This window comes from Zhongshania sp. R06B22 (assembly GCF_040892595.1).
GTDB lineage: Bacteria > Pseudomonadota > Gammaproteobacteria > Pseudomonadales > Spongiibacteraceae > Spongiibacter > Spongiibacter arctica.
This window is the reverse complement of sequence record NZ_JBFRYB010000001.1, coordinates 3,194,065-3,212,412: the sequence shown is the minus strand read 5'-3', so window position 1 is coordinate 3,212,412 and position 18,348 is coordinate 3,194,065. Positions and strand designations below refer to the sequence as shown.

11 protein-coding genes are annotated in these 18,348 nt (G+C 50.1%); 9 read left to right on the top strand and 2 right to left on the bottom strand.

What is annotated here, in order from left to right:
* The first annotated feature begins 99 nt into the window (after window positions 1-99).
* Window positions 100-3,606, top strand: a complete 3,507-nt coding sequence (locus tag AB4875_RS14580; protein WP_368376790.1) for a hybrid sensor histidine kinase/response regulator — start codon at window positions 100-102, stop codon at window positions 3,604-3,606.
* Window positions 3,607-3,710: 104 nt separating this feature from the next.
* Here AB4875_RS14580 and AB4875_RS14575 read toward each other — a convergent pair whose 3' ends face one another.
* Together AB4875_RS14575 and acs are read right to left on the bottom strand one after the other, a co-directional pair.
* The gene (locus AB4875_RS14575; protein ID WP_368376789.1) at window positions 3,711-4,361 is read right to left on the bottom strand and encodes a response regulator; all 651 of its coding nucleotides are present in this window, start codon (window positions 4,359-4,361) and stop codon (window positions 3,711-3,713) included.
* A gap of 170 nt (window positions 4,362-4,531) precedes the next feature.
* On the bottom strand, window positions 4,532-6,496 hold the full coding sequence (gene acs / locus AB4875_RS14570; protein ID WP_368377087.1) for an acetate--CoA ligase: 1,965 nt from the start codon (window positions 6,494-6,496) through the stop codon (window positions 4,532-4,534).
* 223 nt (window positions 6,497-6,719) lie between these two features.
* Here acs and AB4875_RS14565 point away from each other — a divergent pair, with 223 nt between their 5' ends.
* The 8 genes from AB4875_RS14565 to AB4875_RS14530 all read left to right on the top strand — a co-directional run bounded on the left by AB4875_RS14565 (window position 6,720) and on the right by AB4875_RS14530 (window position 18,086).
* Entirely contained in the window at window positions 6,720-8,030 is a 1,311-nt protein-coding gene (locus AB4875_RS14565; protein WP_368376788.1) for a DcaP family trimeric outer membrane transporter, read from the top strand.
* An 89-nt stretch (window positions 8,031-8,119) separates the two neighbouring features.
* Complete coding sequence (locus tag AB4875_RS14560; protein ID WP_368376787.1) at window positions 8,120-8,389, top strand: DUF4212 domain-containing protein; 270 nt, start codon at window positions 8,120-8,122, stop codon at window positions 8,387-8,389.
* An 11-nt stretch (window positions 8,390-8,400) separates the two neighbouring features.
* Window positions 8,401-10,134 (top strand): sodium:solute symporter family protein, encoded by a 1,734-nt coding sequence (locus AB4875_RS14555; RefSeq protein ID WP_368376786.1) that lies wholly within the window; start codon window positions 8,401-8,403, stop codon window positions 10,132-10,134.
* Between the two features lie 86 nt (window positions 10,135-10,220).
* Window positions 10,221-10,721, top strand: coding sequence for a hypothetical protein (locus AB4875_RS14550; RefSeq protein ID WP_368376785.1), 501 nt, complete (start codon window positions 10,221-10,223; stop codon window positions 10,719-10,721).
* Window positions 10,722-10,806: 85 nt separating this feature from the next.
* Window positions 10,807-12,660: a DUF294 nucleotidyltransferase-like domain-containing protein gene (locus AB4875_RS14545; protein WP_368376784.1), complete on the top strand. Its 1,854-nt coding sequence runs from the start codon at window positions 10,807-10,809 to the stop codon at window positions 12,658-12,660.
* Window positions 12,661-12,682: 22 nt separating this feature from the next.
* Entirely contained in the window at window positions 12,683-13,321 is a 639-nt protein-coding gene (locus tag AB4875_RS14540; RefSeq protein ID WP_368376783.1) for a 3'-5' exonuclease, read from the top strand.
* A gap of 200 nt (window positions 13,322-13,521) precedes the next feature.
* On the top strand, window positions 13,522-16,998 hold the full coding sequence (locus AB4875_RS14535; protein ID WP_368376782.1) for an indolepyruvate ferredoxin oxidoreductase family protein: 3,477 nt from the start codon (window positions 13,522-13,524) through the stop codon (window positions 16,996-16,998).
* Between the two features lie 32 nt (window positions 16,999-17,030).
* Window positions 17,031-18,086, top strand: a complete 1,056-nt coding sequence (locus AB4875_RS14530; RefSeq protein WP_368376781.1) for a Glu/Leu/Phe/Val family dehydrogenase — start codon at window positions 17,031-17,033, stop codon at window positions 18,084-18,086.
* Window positions 18,087-18,348 lie beyond the last annotated feature (262 nt).

Sequence of the window (18,348 nt, the reverse complement as noted above, 5' to 3'; positions counted from 1 at the left end):
CAAACTGCCTGCTAAGTTAGAGAGCGCCGATCAAGGTTGTTGCATGCAAGGATGTATGCCCTGCGTTAGACTGTCTCTAGAATAATAGAGGAAATGCATGTGCAATCTAACCAGTGGCTGATGTTGCTGGCGTTTCTCTACATTGGCATCTTGTTTGGTGTTGCCTGGTGGGGGGATCGTCGTGGTAAGCGTCCTGTCGTAATGCAGGCCTTGATCTATAGTCTGTCCTTGGCGGTCTATTGCAGTTCTTGGACCTTTTTTGGCGCGGTGGGGCGAGCGGCAAATAGTGGTTGGTCCTATCTGCCCATTTATTTGGGCCCTATTTTACTCTTTATTTTTGCCTGGCCATTTTTGCGGCGTTTGTCGGTGGTCGCCGCGCGAAATCGAGTCACGTCAATTGCCGACTTTATCGGCTCTCGCTATGGTAAAAGTCAAGCTCTTGCGGCCTTGGTCACAGGCATAGCGGTAGCTGGCAGCCTGCCTTACATTGCGCTGCAGTTAAAAGCGACCGCACAAGCGTGGGTGACTGTTCAGGGCATTTGGAGTGCAGAACTACCTGCTAGCTCTGGCAATACCAGCTTTATCGCGGCCCTAGTGCTCATAGTGTTTACGGTACTTTTTGGCACGCGTGTGGCAGATGAGCGACATCGGCACCGCGGTTTAATGGCTGCCATTGCGCTTGAGTCCGTGGTGAAGTTAACGGCCTTTGTCATGGTGGGTATATTTGCGATTACCGTGCTTTTACGCAAAGTTTCTCCAGGTGACGTGCTGGATTTTGGCATTTTTGCCCACGCTCCTGAACCGGTAAATTTTCTTACCCAGGGTATCTTAGCCGCGGCGGCAATATTCTGTCTTCCCCGTCAATTCCATGTCATGAATGTTGAATACCACAGTCGCCGGGATCTGCGCACAGCGCGGTGGTTGTTTCCGCTTTATCTGCTGTTGTTTGCAGTTCTGATTATTCCCATTGCTCTTGCAGGCCAGACCTTACTCCCAGGTAGTTTACCGAGTGCTGATATGTTCGTGCTGTCGGCTCCGATTACTGCGGGTAATAGCGAGTTAGCACTGATAGCCATGCTGGGCGGCTTGTCGGCGGCCACTGGCATGGTCATTGTGGCCTGCGTGACTCTGTCAATTATGATTTGCAATGAGTGGGTTATGCCCCTTTGGCTGGCAATTCATCGTGAGCATGTTGTCAATGCCCGTTGGCTGCAACGGGTAAGGCGGTCTGCCATTGTGGCGATACTATTTGCAGCTTGGTTCCTAGAGCAGGGACTCAGCGCTCGCGAGGGTCTAGCGTCGCTGGGACTTATTTCTTTTGCGGCGGCAGCTCAACTTGCCCCAGTGATGTTGGCTGCAATTTATTGGCGTCGAGCTCATCGGCGCGGAGTCATTGCTGGCCTTATCGCTGGAGGGAGTCTTTGGTTTTATTGTCTGTTGCTGCCTGCCATGCTGGGTCAGGACAGTTCTTTGGTGACAAACGGTCCCTTTGGCCTTGCACTTTTGGCACCTCAGAGTCTCCTAGGTTTCGGATTTTTAGACCCTTTGAGCCATGGTGTTTTTTGGAGTTTATTGCTGAACGTGTCGTGTTTGGTTGGGGTGTCATTGTTGTCGCGTTTTCGGGCCATCGATCTTCGTCAAGCTCGAGTATTTACCGATCTTAGTATTCGGCATCGTCAACGTCGATCCGATTTGGAACTGCAAAGTATCGAAGTGTGGCAATTGCAGCGCTTGTTAACACCGCTGCTGGGTGAACAGCGTTCACAGCTTTTATGGCGACGTTTTGAGTCGCGGCTTGGTCAACGACTATTACATTATGATCGGGTGCCGCGGTTTATTGTTAAAGAGGCCGAAGAGGCATTGGCTGCTATTATTGGGGCGGTGTCAGCGCATCGAACCATTGATCTATTGCGCAGTAAAAAGCCCCTTGATATGGAGGAGTTTGTTGCCCTGATTGGCACCACTTCCCGCGATATAAAATTCGGTCAGGATCTGCTACAAATTACTCTAGAGACTATTCCTCAAGGTATCAGTGTTGTGGATGCAAATCTGGATTTGGTGGCATGGAATCACCGCTACGTTGAGCTCTTCGGATTTCCGGAGCGCTTGCTCTATATAGGCTGTCCGGTTGCCAGAATTTATCATTACAATGCCGAGCGCGGTTATTTGCAAGACGCTGAGAATGATGTCGATACCGCGGTCGAGCGGCGTTTGAATATGTTACGTAGCGGTCAAGCTTATCGCTTAGAGCGGAGTTTACCCAACGGCAAGGTCATTGAGATTTGCGGCACACCCATGAGTAGCGGTGGCTATGTAACAACCTATACCGATATCAGCGAGTTTCGGCAGGTGTTAAAGGCCCTTGAGGGGGCTCGTGATGAACTTGAACAGCGGGTTGAGGAGCGAACCTCTGCACTTGCTGCTGCCAACGAGTCATTGGAGCAGGAAAATCGCAGTCGTGCGCAAATAGAAAAAGAGCTAAACCAAGTTTACGCCAGTAAAAATCGCTTTTTAGCGTCGGCTAGTCACGATCTTTTACAGCCGATTAATGCGGCGCGTCTATTCACGGCGGCCCTATCTTATAAGGCCCCGGCGGCAGGCCTGATAGATGAAGTAAAACACATTGATGAAGCTTTGGCCGGTGCCGAAAACTTGATTACTTCGCTGCGTGAAATTGCTCGACTAGACTCCGGTCGTATGGAGATAAAGCGGGGCAGTTTTCCCATTCAGGATTTACTCGATACCTTGGGGCGGGAATTCAGTGTCATTGCTCAGCGCAGCGGCATTGTGCTCAAAGTGCTGCCCAGTTCGCTCTGGGTAGATACCGATCAGCACCTATTGCGAAGGGTCATACAGAATCTATTGGGCAATGCCTTGCGATACACTCGCCAGGGCCGTGTGGTGCTAGGTTGTCGTCGTAAGGGGCGGCAATTGTCGGTTGAGGTGTGGGACACCGGGCCGGGTATTGCCGATGAAGATCGCAGCCGGATTTTTGGTGAGTTCGAGCGCGCGATTGACGCAAATGGTGTCGATGGCGATGTCGGCTTGGGTTTGGGTTTGTCGATTGTGCAGCGTATTAGTCAGCTCTTGGGGCACCCGGTGGGATTTAATTCAGAGCTGGGCAAGGGCAGTATGTTTAGTATTACGCTGCCGATTGTTGATCCGGTTGAGTTAGCAAGCCCGGTCCAGTCATCGCAGTTGCAGCTAGAGTTGGCGGGGCTGAATGTGCTCTGCGTCGACAATGAAGCAGGTATTCGCGCGGGTATGCAGGCATTGCTAAACCAATGGCAGTGTCATGTCTGTATTGCAGGATCTTTGGCGGATGCTCTGGCTGCGTGGAAGCTTGATAAGGCACCTGACATCATTTTGGCAGATTACCATCTTGATCAAGGTGAGACTGGCTTGGATGTACTGCGTGCATTTCGATACCACTGGGACAGTGCAATACCGGCAATTATCATCAGTGCCGATAATAGCGACAGTCTGCGTAGCGAGGTGGAGCAGGCAGACTGTCGCTTCCTCACTAAACCGCTTAAACCCGCGGCGCTTAGAGCCTTAATGCGTAAACTTATTGGGACGTCGAGTAGTGATGTCAAAGCCGATTGATAAGGCTTGCTGCGTTGCTGGTTTCTATTTTTGAGACCGCTGTGACTAGCATCTGCCTTATTAGAGCGGCAGTGTAGAATGCGCAGCTAGAATATTAATCTTTGCTAAGCTGTTGGCTCGCTGACATCTAATTTGCCTAGCAGCAATACCGCTTGAGTGCGGGAGTGCACGCCCAATTTGCGGAAGATTTCAGTGATATGGGCTTTGATGGTGGCTTCGGTCACATTAAGCTCCCAAGCAATTTGTTTGTTCAGTAAGCCCTGTACAAGGTAGCTGGCTACCCTAAATTGCTGCGGTGTTAGGCTGGCAATGACAGCGGCAACGCTGCGTTCTTCATGGTTGTCGCTAGTTTTATAACTTACATATTTGGGCAGCCAGCGCTCGCCGGTGAGGACAGCGTTAATGGCCGCGGCAATTTGCTCGGGTGAACTGCTTTTGGGCAGAAAACCGGTGGCGCCGTAATCGATGGCGCGACACATAATGTCTTCAGAGTCTGATGCCGAAATAACCACTACTGGAATTTCTGGGTGCTGACCTTGTAGGTGGATAAGGCCGCTAAAGCCTTGAGCGCCGGGCATATGCAAATCTAAAAGCAGTAGGTCGATGTCGGCGTTTTCTGCAATGCGGGTGAGCAGTGAGGCGATGTCGCCGGCTTCAGTAATCTCAGCCTGGGGGAATTCTTGAGCAAGCGCACCGCGCAGCGCACCGCGAAAAAGTGGATGATCATCGGCAATCACAAAGCGTTGTGGGCTCATAGTTACTCAGCTGTTTTATTGTTTTGATGCCTTGAGTATAAAAAGCCCCGACTGGCGGGGCAAGCTAATAGCAAAAGTCATTTTTCAAAACAGGATAATGTGCTGCATGTTAACGGATCCCCGCCGATTTATGCGGACTAGTCGCCAAACGGCAAATATCGTTTCAGTCCCTATGATACCTCGTTACCCAAAATTGCACGCCGCTCATCTATTAATCGGGCGACCACTGAGGGATCAGCCAAAGTCGAAATATCGCCCAGACTGTCGTAATCGTCGGCGGCAATTTTGCGAAGAATGCGGCGCATAATTTTACCGGAACGGGTTTTAGGTAGATCGTCAGCCCACTGAATCACATCGGGAGAGGCGATCGGGCCGATTTCGGTGCGCAGTGTTTGACGTAGCTCGGTAAGGAGTTCAGCGCTGGCGTGCTGACCTTCTACCAAGGTTACATAGATGTAGATGCCTTCACCTTTAATATTGTGGGGGAAGCCCACTACGGCCGCCTCGGCAACTGCTGGATGTCCGGCCAAAGCGCTTTCCAGTTCTGCGGTTCCCATGCGGTGTCCGGATACATTTAATACATCATCTACTCTGCCGGTAATCCAGTAGTCACCATCTTCATCACGGCGGGCGCCGTCGCTGCTAAAGTAGTTTCCTGCAAAGCTAGAAAAATAGGTGTCGGCAAAGCGCTGATGGTCGCCAAGGATGCTGCGCATCTGGCCCGGCCAGCTATCACAGATGACTAGGTTGCCGTTGGTGGCCCCAGTCAGGACTTTACCCTCATTGTCGAGCAGCGCGGGCTGAATACCGAAGAAGGGCTTGGTGGCCGAGCCAGGTTTTAACTCGGTGACACCGGGGAGTGGCGTGAGCATGACTCCACCGGTTTCGGTTTGCCACCAAGTATCCATTATGGGGCAGCGGCCATTACCGAATTTTTCAAAGAACCATATCCACGATTCTGGATTAATGGGCTCGCCGGCAGTGCCAAGTAAGCGCAGCGAATTTCTGTGGTTGCTTGCCAGTGCTTCGTCAGCGGTTGCCATAAGTGCGCGAATGACTGTCGGGGCGGTGTAAAGAACATTGACCTGATGTTTGTCAATAATGCGCCCTAGGCGACCGGCGTCAGGGTAGTTGGGCACGCCTTCATACATCACGCAGCTTGCTCCGTTACTAAGCGGTCCGTACACGGCGTAACTGTGGCCAGTGATCCAGCCGATATCAGCCATACACCAATAGGTGTCATCGGCTTTGTGGTCGAAAATATAATGGTGGCTTAGCGAGGTGTAAACCAGATAGCCGCCGGTGGTGTGCACCACGCCTTTTGGCTGGCCCGTTGAGCCAGAGGTATAGAGAACAAACAGCGGATCCTCCGCATTCATATTTTCTGCGACACAGGCAGTTGACTGACCGTCAACCAAGGTGTGGTACTCCACGTCCCGCTTCGGATACCAATTCACCTCATCGTTGGTGTGACGGAGAACCAATACCGACTGCACGTAATCTGCTTTGCATAGTGCTAGAGCGTCATCCACATTGTGTTTGAGTGGGACGCTCTTACCGCCGCGTCGTCCGGCATCTGCAGTAATAACCAGTTTTGATTTTCCGTCGCTGATTCTTCCCGCTAGGGCCTCAGGTGAAAAGCCACCAAAAACCACCGAGTGAACCGCACCTATGCGGGCGCAGGCCAGCATGGCAATGGTCGCCTCAGGCACCATGGGCATATAAAGCGTAACGATGTCGCCTCTTGTGATGCCCATTGACTTGAGGCCATTGGCGAGTTTACAGACTTCGTCGAGCAGCTGTTGATAGCTGTACTTGCGACTAGCTTCAGTCTCGCTGTCGGCTTCCCATACCAGTGCTGTCTTATCACCATGTTTTGCTATGTGGCGGTCTAGACAGTTGTGACTGGCGTTGAGCTGACCGTCTTCAAACCAGCGGATGTCGAGATTGTCTTTATCAAAATTAGTGTTTTTGATTTTAGTGGGGAAGTGATTCCACTCAATACGTTTAGCAATCTCGGCCCAGAAGACATCGGGGTCATTTATCGATTGCTGGTACATCGCTTCATACTGCTCTGCACTGAGATTAGCCTGTTTGCGAACTGCTTCTATCACTGGGTAGCGGGTTGATGACATCACATATCCTCCTTTATTTTGTTGGCAATTATTCCTTAAACAATAGCCGATAGAAATTAGACCTTAGTCGAGCGACTGATTAAAAGTGGATTTAAATTGAGGTCTGTAAATGAGCGAAAGTTTCTTAGACTTTGGTCTACACATGACTAATGGCTAATACTCAGCAAGCCCTTATCGGCCTATAAACACTGGGCATGATCAAATTCCAACGGGAGCGAAACCAATGAAAGATAATAACAAACAACGACGACTTATTGCCCTAACGTCGATACTGGCGGCTTTACCCCTTAGCCTTTCTGCAATATCAGCATCTGCTGAAACCCTGGAAGAGCGGGTGGCTAGATTAGAAGCCGCGCTCGCTGAAACTCAAGCTCCAAAGGATAAGAAGTCATTGGGTAAAACCACTTATAGTCTTGGCGGCTATATCAAACTGGATGCCTTGGCCAGTAAGTTTAGCGGCGGCGAGCGGCCGACAGCGACGGTTGGCAATGACTTTTTAGTGCCATCCACCATTCCTATAGGCGGCGCATCTGGGGACGTCAATTTTGATATGCAGGCGCGCCATTCACGGATTTGGTTTAAGACTGTCACGCCTACCGAGGCGGGTAATATATCCAGTCATTTGGAAATGGATTTTGGCGTCAATCAGATTGGCGACGAACGTATCAGCAACTCATCGGTGACCCGAATTCGTCACGCCTTTGTTAATTGGCAGTACGATGAAAATAGCTCGCTGCTTGCTGGTCAGACTTGGTCTACTTTCTTTAATGTTTCCACCCTCCCTGAAACCTTAGATTTTGTTGGCCCGGTTGGCACCTTATTTGAGCGCCAGCCTCAGGTACGCTGGACTCATGGTTTAAGCGACGGACGCTCCTTGATGTTTGCAGTTGAAAACCCCTCAAGCGGTCTTTACGGCGCGGCAGGTTCAGATGCGGGTGCTAATGCTTATGATAATAATGCTCTGCCCGATATGGTGCTGCGCTATAACGTCAGTGCGGGGAACGTGTCCTATAGCTTGGCAGCGTTAGTGCGTGAGATCGCCTATAAACAGAACTTTAACAATAGTGTGGCGGCTGCCATTAGCGGCGATGATAGTGAAATAGGTTACGGCCTTAGTTTTGCTGCGATCTGGAAGCTAGGCGCCGACGATATCAAGCTGCAGTTGAATGCCGGTGATGCGCTGGGGCGCTACTTAGGTATACAAGGTTATCGCGACGGCGTGATAAACGATCAGGGTGATATTGAACTCATCGATCAAGTGGGTGGCTTTGTTTCCTATCGTCATTTTTGGACGGATAAGTGGCGTAGTACCTTTGTATTATCAGCCTCTTCTGCAGACAACCCCGATCAAGTCGCTGGTACTACGGCGTCCTCCTATGAAAGCGTTCATGGCAATCTTTTATACAGTCCCGTCAAGGCACTTACTTTGGGCGCCGAATTTATTCACGCCACTAAAAATATAGAGGCTCCTGTGAACGGTGACGACAGCGGTGATCTCGATCGGCTGCAGTTCAGTGTGAAGTATGATTTTTAATAGGACGACTAAAGTCCAATGGAAGCTAAGCAGCGCTGGCAGGCATACTTGCCGTGTCAGTTTTACAAATAACAAGAAGGAGAATAATCATGGCGTTTAAATCCAAAGAGATGGCCAAAGCTTACTGGCGAGAAAATGTCAGGCTTATGTTAGTGCTCTCAATTATCTGGTTCATCGTGTCCTTCGGTTGCGGGATCCTGTTTGTAGATACCCTCAATCAATTTCGGATCGGTGGTTTTAAGGTGGGCTTCTGGTTTGCGCAACAGGGTTCGATATACGTTTTTGTGGTGCTCACCTTCGTGTACGCATCGAGAATGGGCAAACTCGACCGTAAATACGGCGTTGATGACGAGAGCTGAGGACTGACACCATGGAATTACAAACTCTGACATATATTGTGGTGGGCTTTACCTTTGCGGTCTACATCGGTATTGCGATTTGGGCCCGAGCGGGCTCCACCAAAGAATTTTACGTGGCGGGTGGCGGTGTTCACCCTATTGCCAACGGTATGGCCACGGCGGCTGACTGGATGAGTGCGGCGTCGTTTATTTCGATGGCTGGGCTGATCGCTTATATGGGCTATGGCGGTTCGGTCTTCCTGATGGGGTGGACCGGTGGTTTCGTATTGCTGGCGATGTTTTTAGCGCCTTACCTGCGTAAATACGGCAAGTTTACAGTGCCGGAATTTATCGGTGATCGCTTCTACTCCAACACCGCGCGCATGGTAGCCGTGGTCTGCCTGATTATTATTTCGGTAACCTACGTTATTGGTCAGATGAAGGGGGTTGGGGTCGCGTTTTCCCGTTTCCTAGAAGTCAGCTATGAGGTGGGTTTATTGGTTGGGATGACGATTGTCTTTATTTACGCCGTTGTCGGCGGGATGAAGGGCATCACTTATACCCAAATTGCGCAGTATTGTGTATTGATTCTGGCCTATACCATTCCGGCGGTGTTTATCTCCTTAAACTTAACCGGTAATCCGATTCCGCAGTTGGGTTTGGGCAGCACCATTAGCGGCACCGATGTGTATCTGCTGGATCGACTTGATCAGGTTGTTACTGAAATAGGTTTTTCTGACTACACCAATAATGTGCGTGGCAGTACTCTGAACATGTTCATGTATACCTTGTCGTTGATGATCGGTACGGCGGGTCTTCCTCACGTTATTATCCGTTTCTTCACGGTACCTAAGGTGAAAGATGCGCGGACGTCTGCGGGTTGGGCTTTGATTTTTATTGCCTTGCTATACACCACAGCTCCAGCGGTTGCGGCCATGGCGCGTTTGAATCTTCACAACACCATTAACCAGCCTGGCTCTGCCCAGAGTTTGGAATATGCAGAACGTCCACAATGGTTTAAAAACTGGGAGAAAACTGGGCTGCTGGCATTTGAAGATAAAAATGGCGACGGCTATATTCAATACACTCCGGATGCGACAAGCAATGAGATGGTCACATTAGATAGAGATATCATTGTGCTCGCTAACCCCGAGATCGCTAAATTACCGAACTGGGTGATTGCCTTGGTGGCAGCAGGTGGTCTTGCAGCCGCATTATCTACCGCAGCAGGCTTACTGTTGGCGATCGCCTCGGCAATATCCCACGATTTGCTGAAGGGGGTGATGATGCCGGATATCTCCGAAAAAGCCGAGTTGCTGGCGAGCCGGATTGCGATGGCGGGTGCGATAGGTGTAGCGGGGTACCTGGGGTTTAATCCGCCCGATTTTGCCGCCGGGACGGTCGCCTTGGCCTTTGGTTTGGCAGCGTCTTCCATCTTCCCAGTGTTGATGATGGGTATCTTTAATCGCCGTATCACCAAAGAAGGTGCAATCGCGGGGATGATTGCCGGTATAAGCGTAACCTTGTTCTACGTGTTCCAGCACAAGGGTATTATGTTTGTTGCCAGTACCGCCTACCTTGGTGATATGAAAGAGAACTGGTTCTTTGGTATTGAGCCCAATGCGTTTGGTGCAGTGGGTGCGGTTGTCAATTTCGCAGTGGCCTTCGCGGTATCGGCTGTGACTAAAGCGCCTCCACAAGACGTGCAAGATTTAGTGGAGTTTATCCGGGTGCCGGTTGGTGTTGAGGCTGCCCAGGATCACTAAAACGAAGTAGAGGAACTAGCGGCGGCCTGTGTGGGCCGTCGTATTTTCTTGAGTTTGACGATGTTCAAACACTAGGATGAAAAATAATGTTAACGAATAAACACTTTTTAGCTGCGATGATTATCACGCCTATCCTTGCCATTCTGGCGTATTTCGCGGTTGATTTTTGGGTGACCGAACCCGCTTTACCACCCGTAAAAGGCGAGACCTATCCACTGGTTTCCGGTTCAAAGTGTCGCTATGAAAGCGGCAAATGTATTTTGACTAATGGTAATTTCAAAATAGTGCTTCATGCAGATCGGCCCAGCGAGGGCGTGCTGTCATTGCGCATGGTCTCAGATTTCCCCTTGCAAGATGCCAAAATTTCACTGGCTGATGAAAATGATGTCGACGCTCTGCCCAGCGATATGATGGCAACTGCTGGCGACGGCAAGGAGTGGCTTGTCCTTCTTGATGATCAGAATAAGACCGAAATAAGGGTAGTGGTTGCTGCCGGTGATAATTATTACTACGGCAGTAGTGGCTTGATTTTTACCCACTATGAAACCGGTTACGGCCAAGACTTTCGACATACCGTTAACAACTAAGCCGGCCTTATCTGATTTCGGGGCCAGCTTAAAGTCTGATGTTGCTGTTTGAACGTGTTATTGCCGCTATTTGGGGATGGATGACGTGAACCAAAACCTGAGTCCTGAAACTGCCGTTATTGTTGAATTTCTTGCGCAATGTTTGCTATTTGACGAGCTGTCTCCTGAAGACTTAGAAAACTGTGCCCGCAATACCAAGGTGAGTTACTTCCCGGTTAAACATCGTTTTCAACCTGATAAAGATGGCGAAGGCTTGTATGTATTACGAAGCGGTGTGGTTGATATTTTTGACGGCAGAGGCACGCTTTTGCAGCGCGTTGAAGAGGGCGAAGGCTTTCGTCTAAAAGGATCTCGGGACGGCAGCGAAGACAGTGTTCTCAGAGTGGTGGAAGACTGTCTTGTCTACCGCTTACCTGAGGAATTTTACCAGTATCTCTGCGGCCATCATCGCCAGTTTGACCGTTTTTTTGAGGTTCAGGCGAGTTTGCGTTTGCGCCGCGCCGAAGATCATCCCGATGCGGCAACCCTGCTAATGCAGCCGGTCAGAGACTGGATGAGTACCACGCTCTTGCAGGTTGATCCGCAGTCCAGTATCCAAGTTGTGGCGCAGCAGATGAGTGACAAGCGAGTGTCTTCGGCGCTGGTGGTAGAAAGTGAAAAATTAGTCGGTATTGTCACCGATAGAGATCTGCGTTCGCGGTGTGTCGCACCCGGCCTCAGTGGTGCCTTGCCTATTCACCATGTAATGACGGCTGACCCTAGCACGGTGTCACCAGCCCAAAGCTTGTTTGACTGCGTGGTGATGATGACGCGTTATGGTATTCACCATCTACCCGTTGCCGAAGATGGTTGCGCGCTTGGTATTGTCACCGCCTCGGATATTTCTCTGGCCAGAGAAGAAGACCCTGTATTTTTTGTTCAGCGCCTGTCGCGGCAATCTGATATTGCTGGTTTAAGCCTGCAGCAAAAACGCCTCCCCAGATTGTTTCAGCATTGGGCAAATACGGGCATCCCCGCCAATCATATTAGTCACTTGAGTAATATGGTTAGTGAAACCGTGACGCGGCGCTTAATAGAATTGGCAATACAGAAACTAGGGCCTGCGCCTGTTGAATTTTGCTGGCTGAGTTTTGGTTCTCAAGCTCGGGGCGAGCAGTTGCTAGGGGGTGATCAGGATAATGGTTTGCTGATTGCCGATAATGCCAGTGATGAAGATATGCAGTGGTTTAGTCAGCTTGCCGATTTTGTGTGTGACGGGCTGGATGCCTGCGGTTATATCTACTGCCCCGGCGATGTTATGGCTAAAACAACTGAATGGCGGCAGACTTTGTCATCTTGGATGAGGATCGTCGATCGTTGGATGGAAAATCCAACCCCTGATGCCGTAATGCGGGTGAGTATTTTCTTTGATCTACGAGCAATTTGGGGCCCTGATCAATTGGCCCGTAAGCTCCAAAAGCATATGCTGGGCCACACTCAGCGCAACAGTATTTTTCTCGCAGCCCTGGCGCGAAATGTATTGCAGACTTCTCCGCCCTTAGGAATATTACGGCGCTTTGTTGTTGAGCGAAATGGCGAATATCGCGATCAACTTAATCTTAAAAAGCGTGGCGCGCTACCTGTTATTGAACTGGTTAGATTGCGGGCGCTGGCTAACGGCATTGGCGCTGTTAGTACGGTGGATAGATTGCGTGAGCTCGGTGCGCGTAAAGTGATGGTGAGTAGTGACGTGGAAAGTTTGCAAGATGCGTTTGCACTTATTTCCAGGCTGAGAATTGATTTGCAGGCCAAACAACTTGCGGCGGGAGAGGAGGTAAATAACTACTGCGATCCGCGAATGCTGTCCAAGTTGAGTAAAGTTAATCTTCGCGATGCGTTTAAGATTGTTCATGACGCCCAAGCGTCTATCCGTCTTAGCTATTTGCAGGGGCTGGATTAATGTGCGGCGCAGAGCGGGATAAATGTTAGGTCTGCGTTTGCGCCAATATTGGTATCGCCGACAGGCAGATGCCAGCCTGCAGGCATTGTGGCTCAGTAGCAATAACATTCGGCTAGGTCAGTATCATAAAAATCGCTATTTAGCGGTAGATTTGGAAACCACTGCCTTAAATCCCAAGGAAGGCGAGGTGGTGAGTATTGCCTGGGTCCCCCTTGAAAACGGTCAGATTGATATGTGCCAAGCCGCCCATTATTTATTAAGTACCAATGATAGCGTTGGCCACAGTGCGACCTTCCATCATATCCGTGACTGTGATTTGGGCGATGCGCTATCTGTTAGTGACGTGATGCCACTATTCTTTGAGGCATTAAAAGGGCGGGTGCTGATCTTTCATTGTGCTGCAATGGATATGGCATTTTTGGATCAATGGTGTGTTCGCTTGCATGGTGCAAGATTGCTAATGCCACTGGTGGACACCCTGGCTCTGGAAAGAAAACGACTGGATTCTCGGCAGCCGATAATTCGTGCCGGTGATCTGCGTTTGGGGGAATGCCGGCAGCGCTATAATCTACCAGAATACCCCCCTCACAATGCCATGAGCGATGCCTTGGCAACGGCGGAATTGTTTCTGGCCATGATGGCGTCGAGGGGCTCTGCATAGAGGTTTTTGGGCAGGGATAAACCAGTGTTAGTAGCTAGATAATTTGATTTATTGTATTAAATTATGTGTTTCTGTTGATTTTTGGGTATAAAAAATACCATTTATTGCCGTATTGGTGCATGAATAAAATAATTAATCCCGCGCGTAAAATATAAGCTGGTGTCTAGAAGTTTGTTAGCCATTGCCGGAGAACAAAGCCTATGCCTCTGTCAGAACACGCCCTTAAGATCTCACTGGAAGATAAGTATAGCTTGGATCATACCCGTGCCTATATGACGGGTATTGAGGCCTTGGTGCGCCTGCCTATGCTCCAGCATCAGCGCGACGTAGAACGTGGTTTAAATACCGCGGGCTTTATTTCAGGGTATCGGGGTTCGCCTTTGGGCGGTGTCGACCAGGCCATGTGGAAGGCCCAAAAATATCTAGATAAACACAATATTCACTTTGTTCCGGGGGTGAATGAGGACTTGGCGGCAACCGCCGTGCGCGGTAGCCAGGAAGTGGGTCTGTTTCCCAATGCCAAATATGATGGCGTATTTGGCATGTGGTATGGCAAGGGCCCTGGGGTAGATCGCAGCATGGATGTGATCAAACATGCCAATGCGGTGGGAACCTCAAAATTCGGCGGTGTATTAGCGATTGCTGGCGATGATCATGCCGCCAAGTCCTCTACCTTGCCGCATCAGTCTGAACATATGTTTATCGGGGCGTCTATTCCTGTGCTGGCACCCGCCAATGTGCAGGAAGTCTTGGACCTGGGTATTTATGGCTGGGAGCTGTCGCGTTACGCCGGTTGTTGGGTAGCGCTCAAAGCGATTACCGAAAATATGGATTCGGCGATCTCAGCGGAGATAGATGCCCGCCGCGTTAAAATTGTCTTGCCAGAGGACTTCGATATGCCGCCGGATGGCGTGCATGCGCGCTGGCCAGATTCGCCTTTAGCGCAAGAGCTGAGACTAAATAAATATAAAATTTACGCCGCGCGTGCCTTTGCGCGTGCGAATAATCTGAATCGCATTGTTATCGATAGCCCTAAGGCGCGTTTGGGTATTGTGACCAGTGGCAAAGCTTATCTTGACGTCTTGCAGGCTTTGGAGGATCTGGGAATAGATCAGGGTCAAGCGGCGGCAATCGGTTTGCGCGTATACAAAGTCGGTATGCCCTGGCCCTTAGAGCCTTTAACAACCCATGAATTTGCCTCTGGTTTGGAAGAAATTCTGGTGGTAGAAGAGAAGCGCTCCATCATCGAGGACCAGATTACCGGACAACTCTATAACTGGCCGGTAGCTGATCGTCCCCGTGTTTTTGGTGAGTTTGATGAACAGGGCAAAGACCTGCTGCCTAATCTAAGTGAATTGACGCCGGCGATGGTGGCGCGGGCCATTGCCTCGCGTATTCGCCGTTTTTATAAGAGTGATGAAATAGAAAAGCGTCTTAGCTTTTACGATCAAAAAGAGCAATCTATCGCCAACAAGCATGGCCTTATAAATCGTAGCCCACATTACTGCTCTGGTTGCCCGCACAACTCCTCCACAGTGGTGCCCGAGGGCAGCGTGGCGCTGGGTGGTATTGGTTGCCACTATATGAGCACGTGGATGCCAACGCGACCAGCAATTACGTTTACCCAAATGGGCGGCGAAGGCGTGACCTGGGTGGGACAAGCCGCGTTCACTGACAATAAACATGTATTCCAAAACTTGGGCGACGGCACGTATTTCCATTCCGGTAGTCTGGCCATCCGCCAGGTCGTCGCGGCTGGCGTAAATATCACCTATAAAATTCTCTATAACGACGCAGTGGCGATGACCGGGGGGCAGCCGCTTGATGGTTCATTAACGGTTGAACAGCTAATTATGCAACTGCGTGGCGAGGGCATTAAACGCATCGCATTGGTGTCTGATCATCCTGAAAACTATTCTTGGCCACAAAAGAATGGCTTAACTATTAGTCATCGCGATGACCTGCTGACGATTGAAACTGAGTTGCAAACCGTGCCCGGTGCCTCGGTTCTGATATTTGAGCAAACCTGCGCGGCAGAAAAACGTCGTCGTCGTAAAAAAGGCACAATGATTGATCCCAATCGCCGTATTTTTATCAATGAAGCGGTGTGCGAAGGTTGTGGTGACTGTGGCAAGAAATCCAACTGTTTGTCGGTATTACCCAAGGAGACCGAGCTTGGTCGTAAACGTCAAATAGACCAAAGCGCGTGTAATAAAGACTATTCCTGTGTGAATGGTTTTTGTCCCAGCTTTGTATCGGTCATTGGCGGTAGGCCTAAAAAGAATACCGCGGTCGCTCCCGACAGCTTTGGCCTTATTCCCATGCCGGTGTTGCCCGTGATAATTAGGCCATGGAATTTGGTGGTTACCGGTGTTGGTGGAACGGGAGTGCTTACCATTACCGCCGTCCTGGGCATGGCAGCGCACATCGAGGGCAAAGGCTGCGCCACCATGAATCAAACCGGCTTGGCGCAAAAATTCGGCCCGGTAGTAAGCCATTTGCGCGTGGCAAATAAGCAGGAAGATATTAATGCGGTGCGAATCCCGGCGGGGGATGCAGATTTGTTATTGGGTTGTGATTTGGTGGTGTCGGCGTCGGATGAGGCTATTGCCAAGGTTAATGTCGAGCGCACAGTTGCGGTCATCAACGACACCGAAATGACCACCGCAGAGTTTATCTACAACCGCGATGCCGAGTTTCCAGCAGACTCTATGAAGCGATTGATTATTGACGAGGTGGGCGAGGGCAAGGTGAGCTTTGTCGATGCCACCGAGTTAGCACGTCATTTGCTAGGCGACACCTTGGCGAGCAATTTCTTTATGTTGGGCTACGCATTTCAAAAGGGCTATGTGCCTGTCAGCTTCGATGCGATTGATCGCGCGATAGACTTAAATGGTGTGGCGGCAGATTTTAATAAGCAGGCATTTTTATGGGGGCGGCACGCTGCACATAATATCGATGCGGTGCGTCAAGCGGCCGGCGTCGAAGTGGAGCATTGGTCGCCGCTGGATCAGGTCGAGGACATTATTCAGTATCGCTATCAACACTTGCTGAAATACCAAGATAAACGGTATGCCGATAACTATTTAGAGCTGTTGAACGCGGTTAGGGCTAAGGACGAAGCTATTAACGGCGTTGCGACTGAGCTAACGTCCGTGGCTGCTAAATCTCTACATAAACTACTGGCATACAAAGACGAATATGAAGTGGCACGCTTATACACTGATGGTGAATTTTTGAAAAAGCTTAATAACACGTTTGAAGGTGACTATAAATTACAGTTTCATTTGGCGCCTCCCTTGCTTTCGAAGGTCGGCGCGGATGGCTTTCCGGTGAAGCGAGTTTTTTCCGCATGGGTGCAATCGGCGTTTAAGGTACTGGCTAGGCTTAAAGGCCTACGCGGAACTCGGTGGGATATATTCGGCTATAGCGCGGAACGCAGAGCAGAGAGGTCCTTAGCCCATGAGTTTATTTCCCAGCTTGATACCGTTTTACCCCACATCAGCAAAGACAATGTGAGTATTGCGATTGAGCTATTCAAACTGGTTGATGATATTCGTGGTTTTGGTCATGTGAAAGTGGAGGCTATTGCTCAGTATCGTGTGCGCCGCGATCAACTTATTAAGCGTTTGACTAGCGATATTGTGCAGCTAGTCGATATTCATAATGCCGCCTGATTATCGTAATAGCGAGCTAACGGGAGTGCGGAGTGACAGTATTTAACTCGCCATATTTTGACGGTCATGAGCTTGTTGCGTTTAAGCATGATGCGCGCAGTGGTCTGCGGGCGATCGTGGCGGTGCATAACTCAAATCTGGGGCCTGCTTTGGGTGGCTGCCGAATGTATCCCTATGCAAATGATGACTGCGCACTTGATGATGTGCTGCGATTGTCTAGGAGCATGACCTATAAGTCGGCTTTGGCGGGGCTCCCCTTGGGTGGGGGGAAGGCGGTCATTATGGGTGATCCAAGTAAAAATAAATCCCGCGATTTACTACTGGCGATGGGCCGTTTTATTGAGGATCTTGGCGGCCGTTATATCACCGCAGAAGATTCTGGCACCACCGTGGCCGATTTAAAAATTATCGCGGAGTCTAGCTCCTATGTGTCGGGTGTTCTGGACGGTGGTCGCCATGGTGGTGATCCCTCACCCTATACCGCCGAGGGAGTATTTCATGGCATAAAGGCGGCTTTAAAGTTTAAGCATGGAAGTGCTGATTTGGCTGATGTTCACGTTGCCATCCAAGGTGCAGGCGCGGTTGGTCGGCATTTGATATCGCTGCTAATTTTGGAAGGTGCGAGGGTTTTCGCCGCCGATATTAATACTCGCAACTGTGAGTTGGCTAGGCTTGCTGGCGCCCATATTATCGCCTGTGATGAGATTCTCGGTTTTGCGGCGGATGTATTAGCGCCCTGTGCGATGGGCGCGGCAATCAATGCGGATACCGTGGAGATCATTCAGGCCGGTATCGTCGCTGGCGCTGCCAATAATCAATTGGCCAATGCTGCGCAAGGCGAGCGTTTGCGGCAGCGAGGTATTATATACGCACCGGATTTTATGATTAATGCCGGTGGGATTATCGATGTTTACTATCAGCGCGCCGAGGGCAGTTCTGCAAGTACATCTGCACATATAGCCGGTATTGCTGCATCCTTGACTGAAGTATTTGAACGTTCTGCGGCAAGCGGCGTCTCTACTGCCGCCGTTGCTGAAGGCATGGCGGAAGAGCGGTTTTTACTCGGTAAACACACGAAAGTGGCTTAATTTGCATAATTGCATAATAGAGTCAGCCTGCATTCTGCTGCATCACACTTTGACCCTGTTATCACAATCTAAGATAGATTGATTCGCAATTCAGCAATAGTCGGCTAATGTCTAAGGCGGAGCTATTTACGGTCTTAGTCTTAGGGCCTAGCGGCTATTCAGTTTTTCTGATACAAACCATAGTTGCAGCGATTTTAGCTGCTGTTGGGTGTAAAAGCCGCGTATGCTATAACGATAAGTGAAAGTGATGATGGGAATAAAT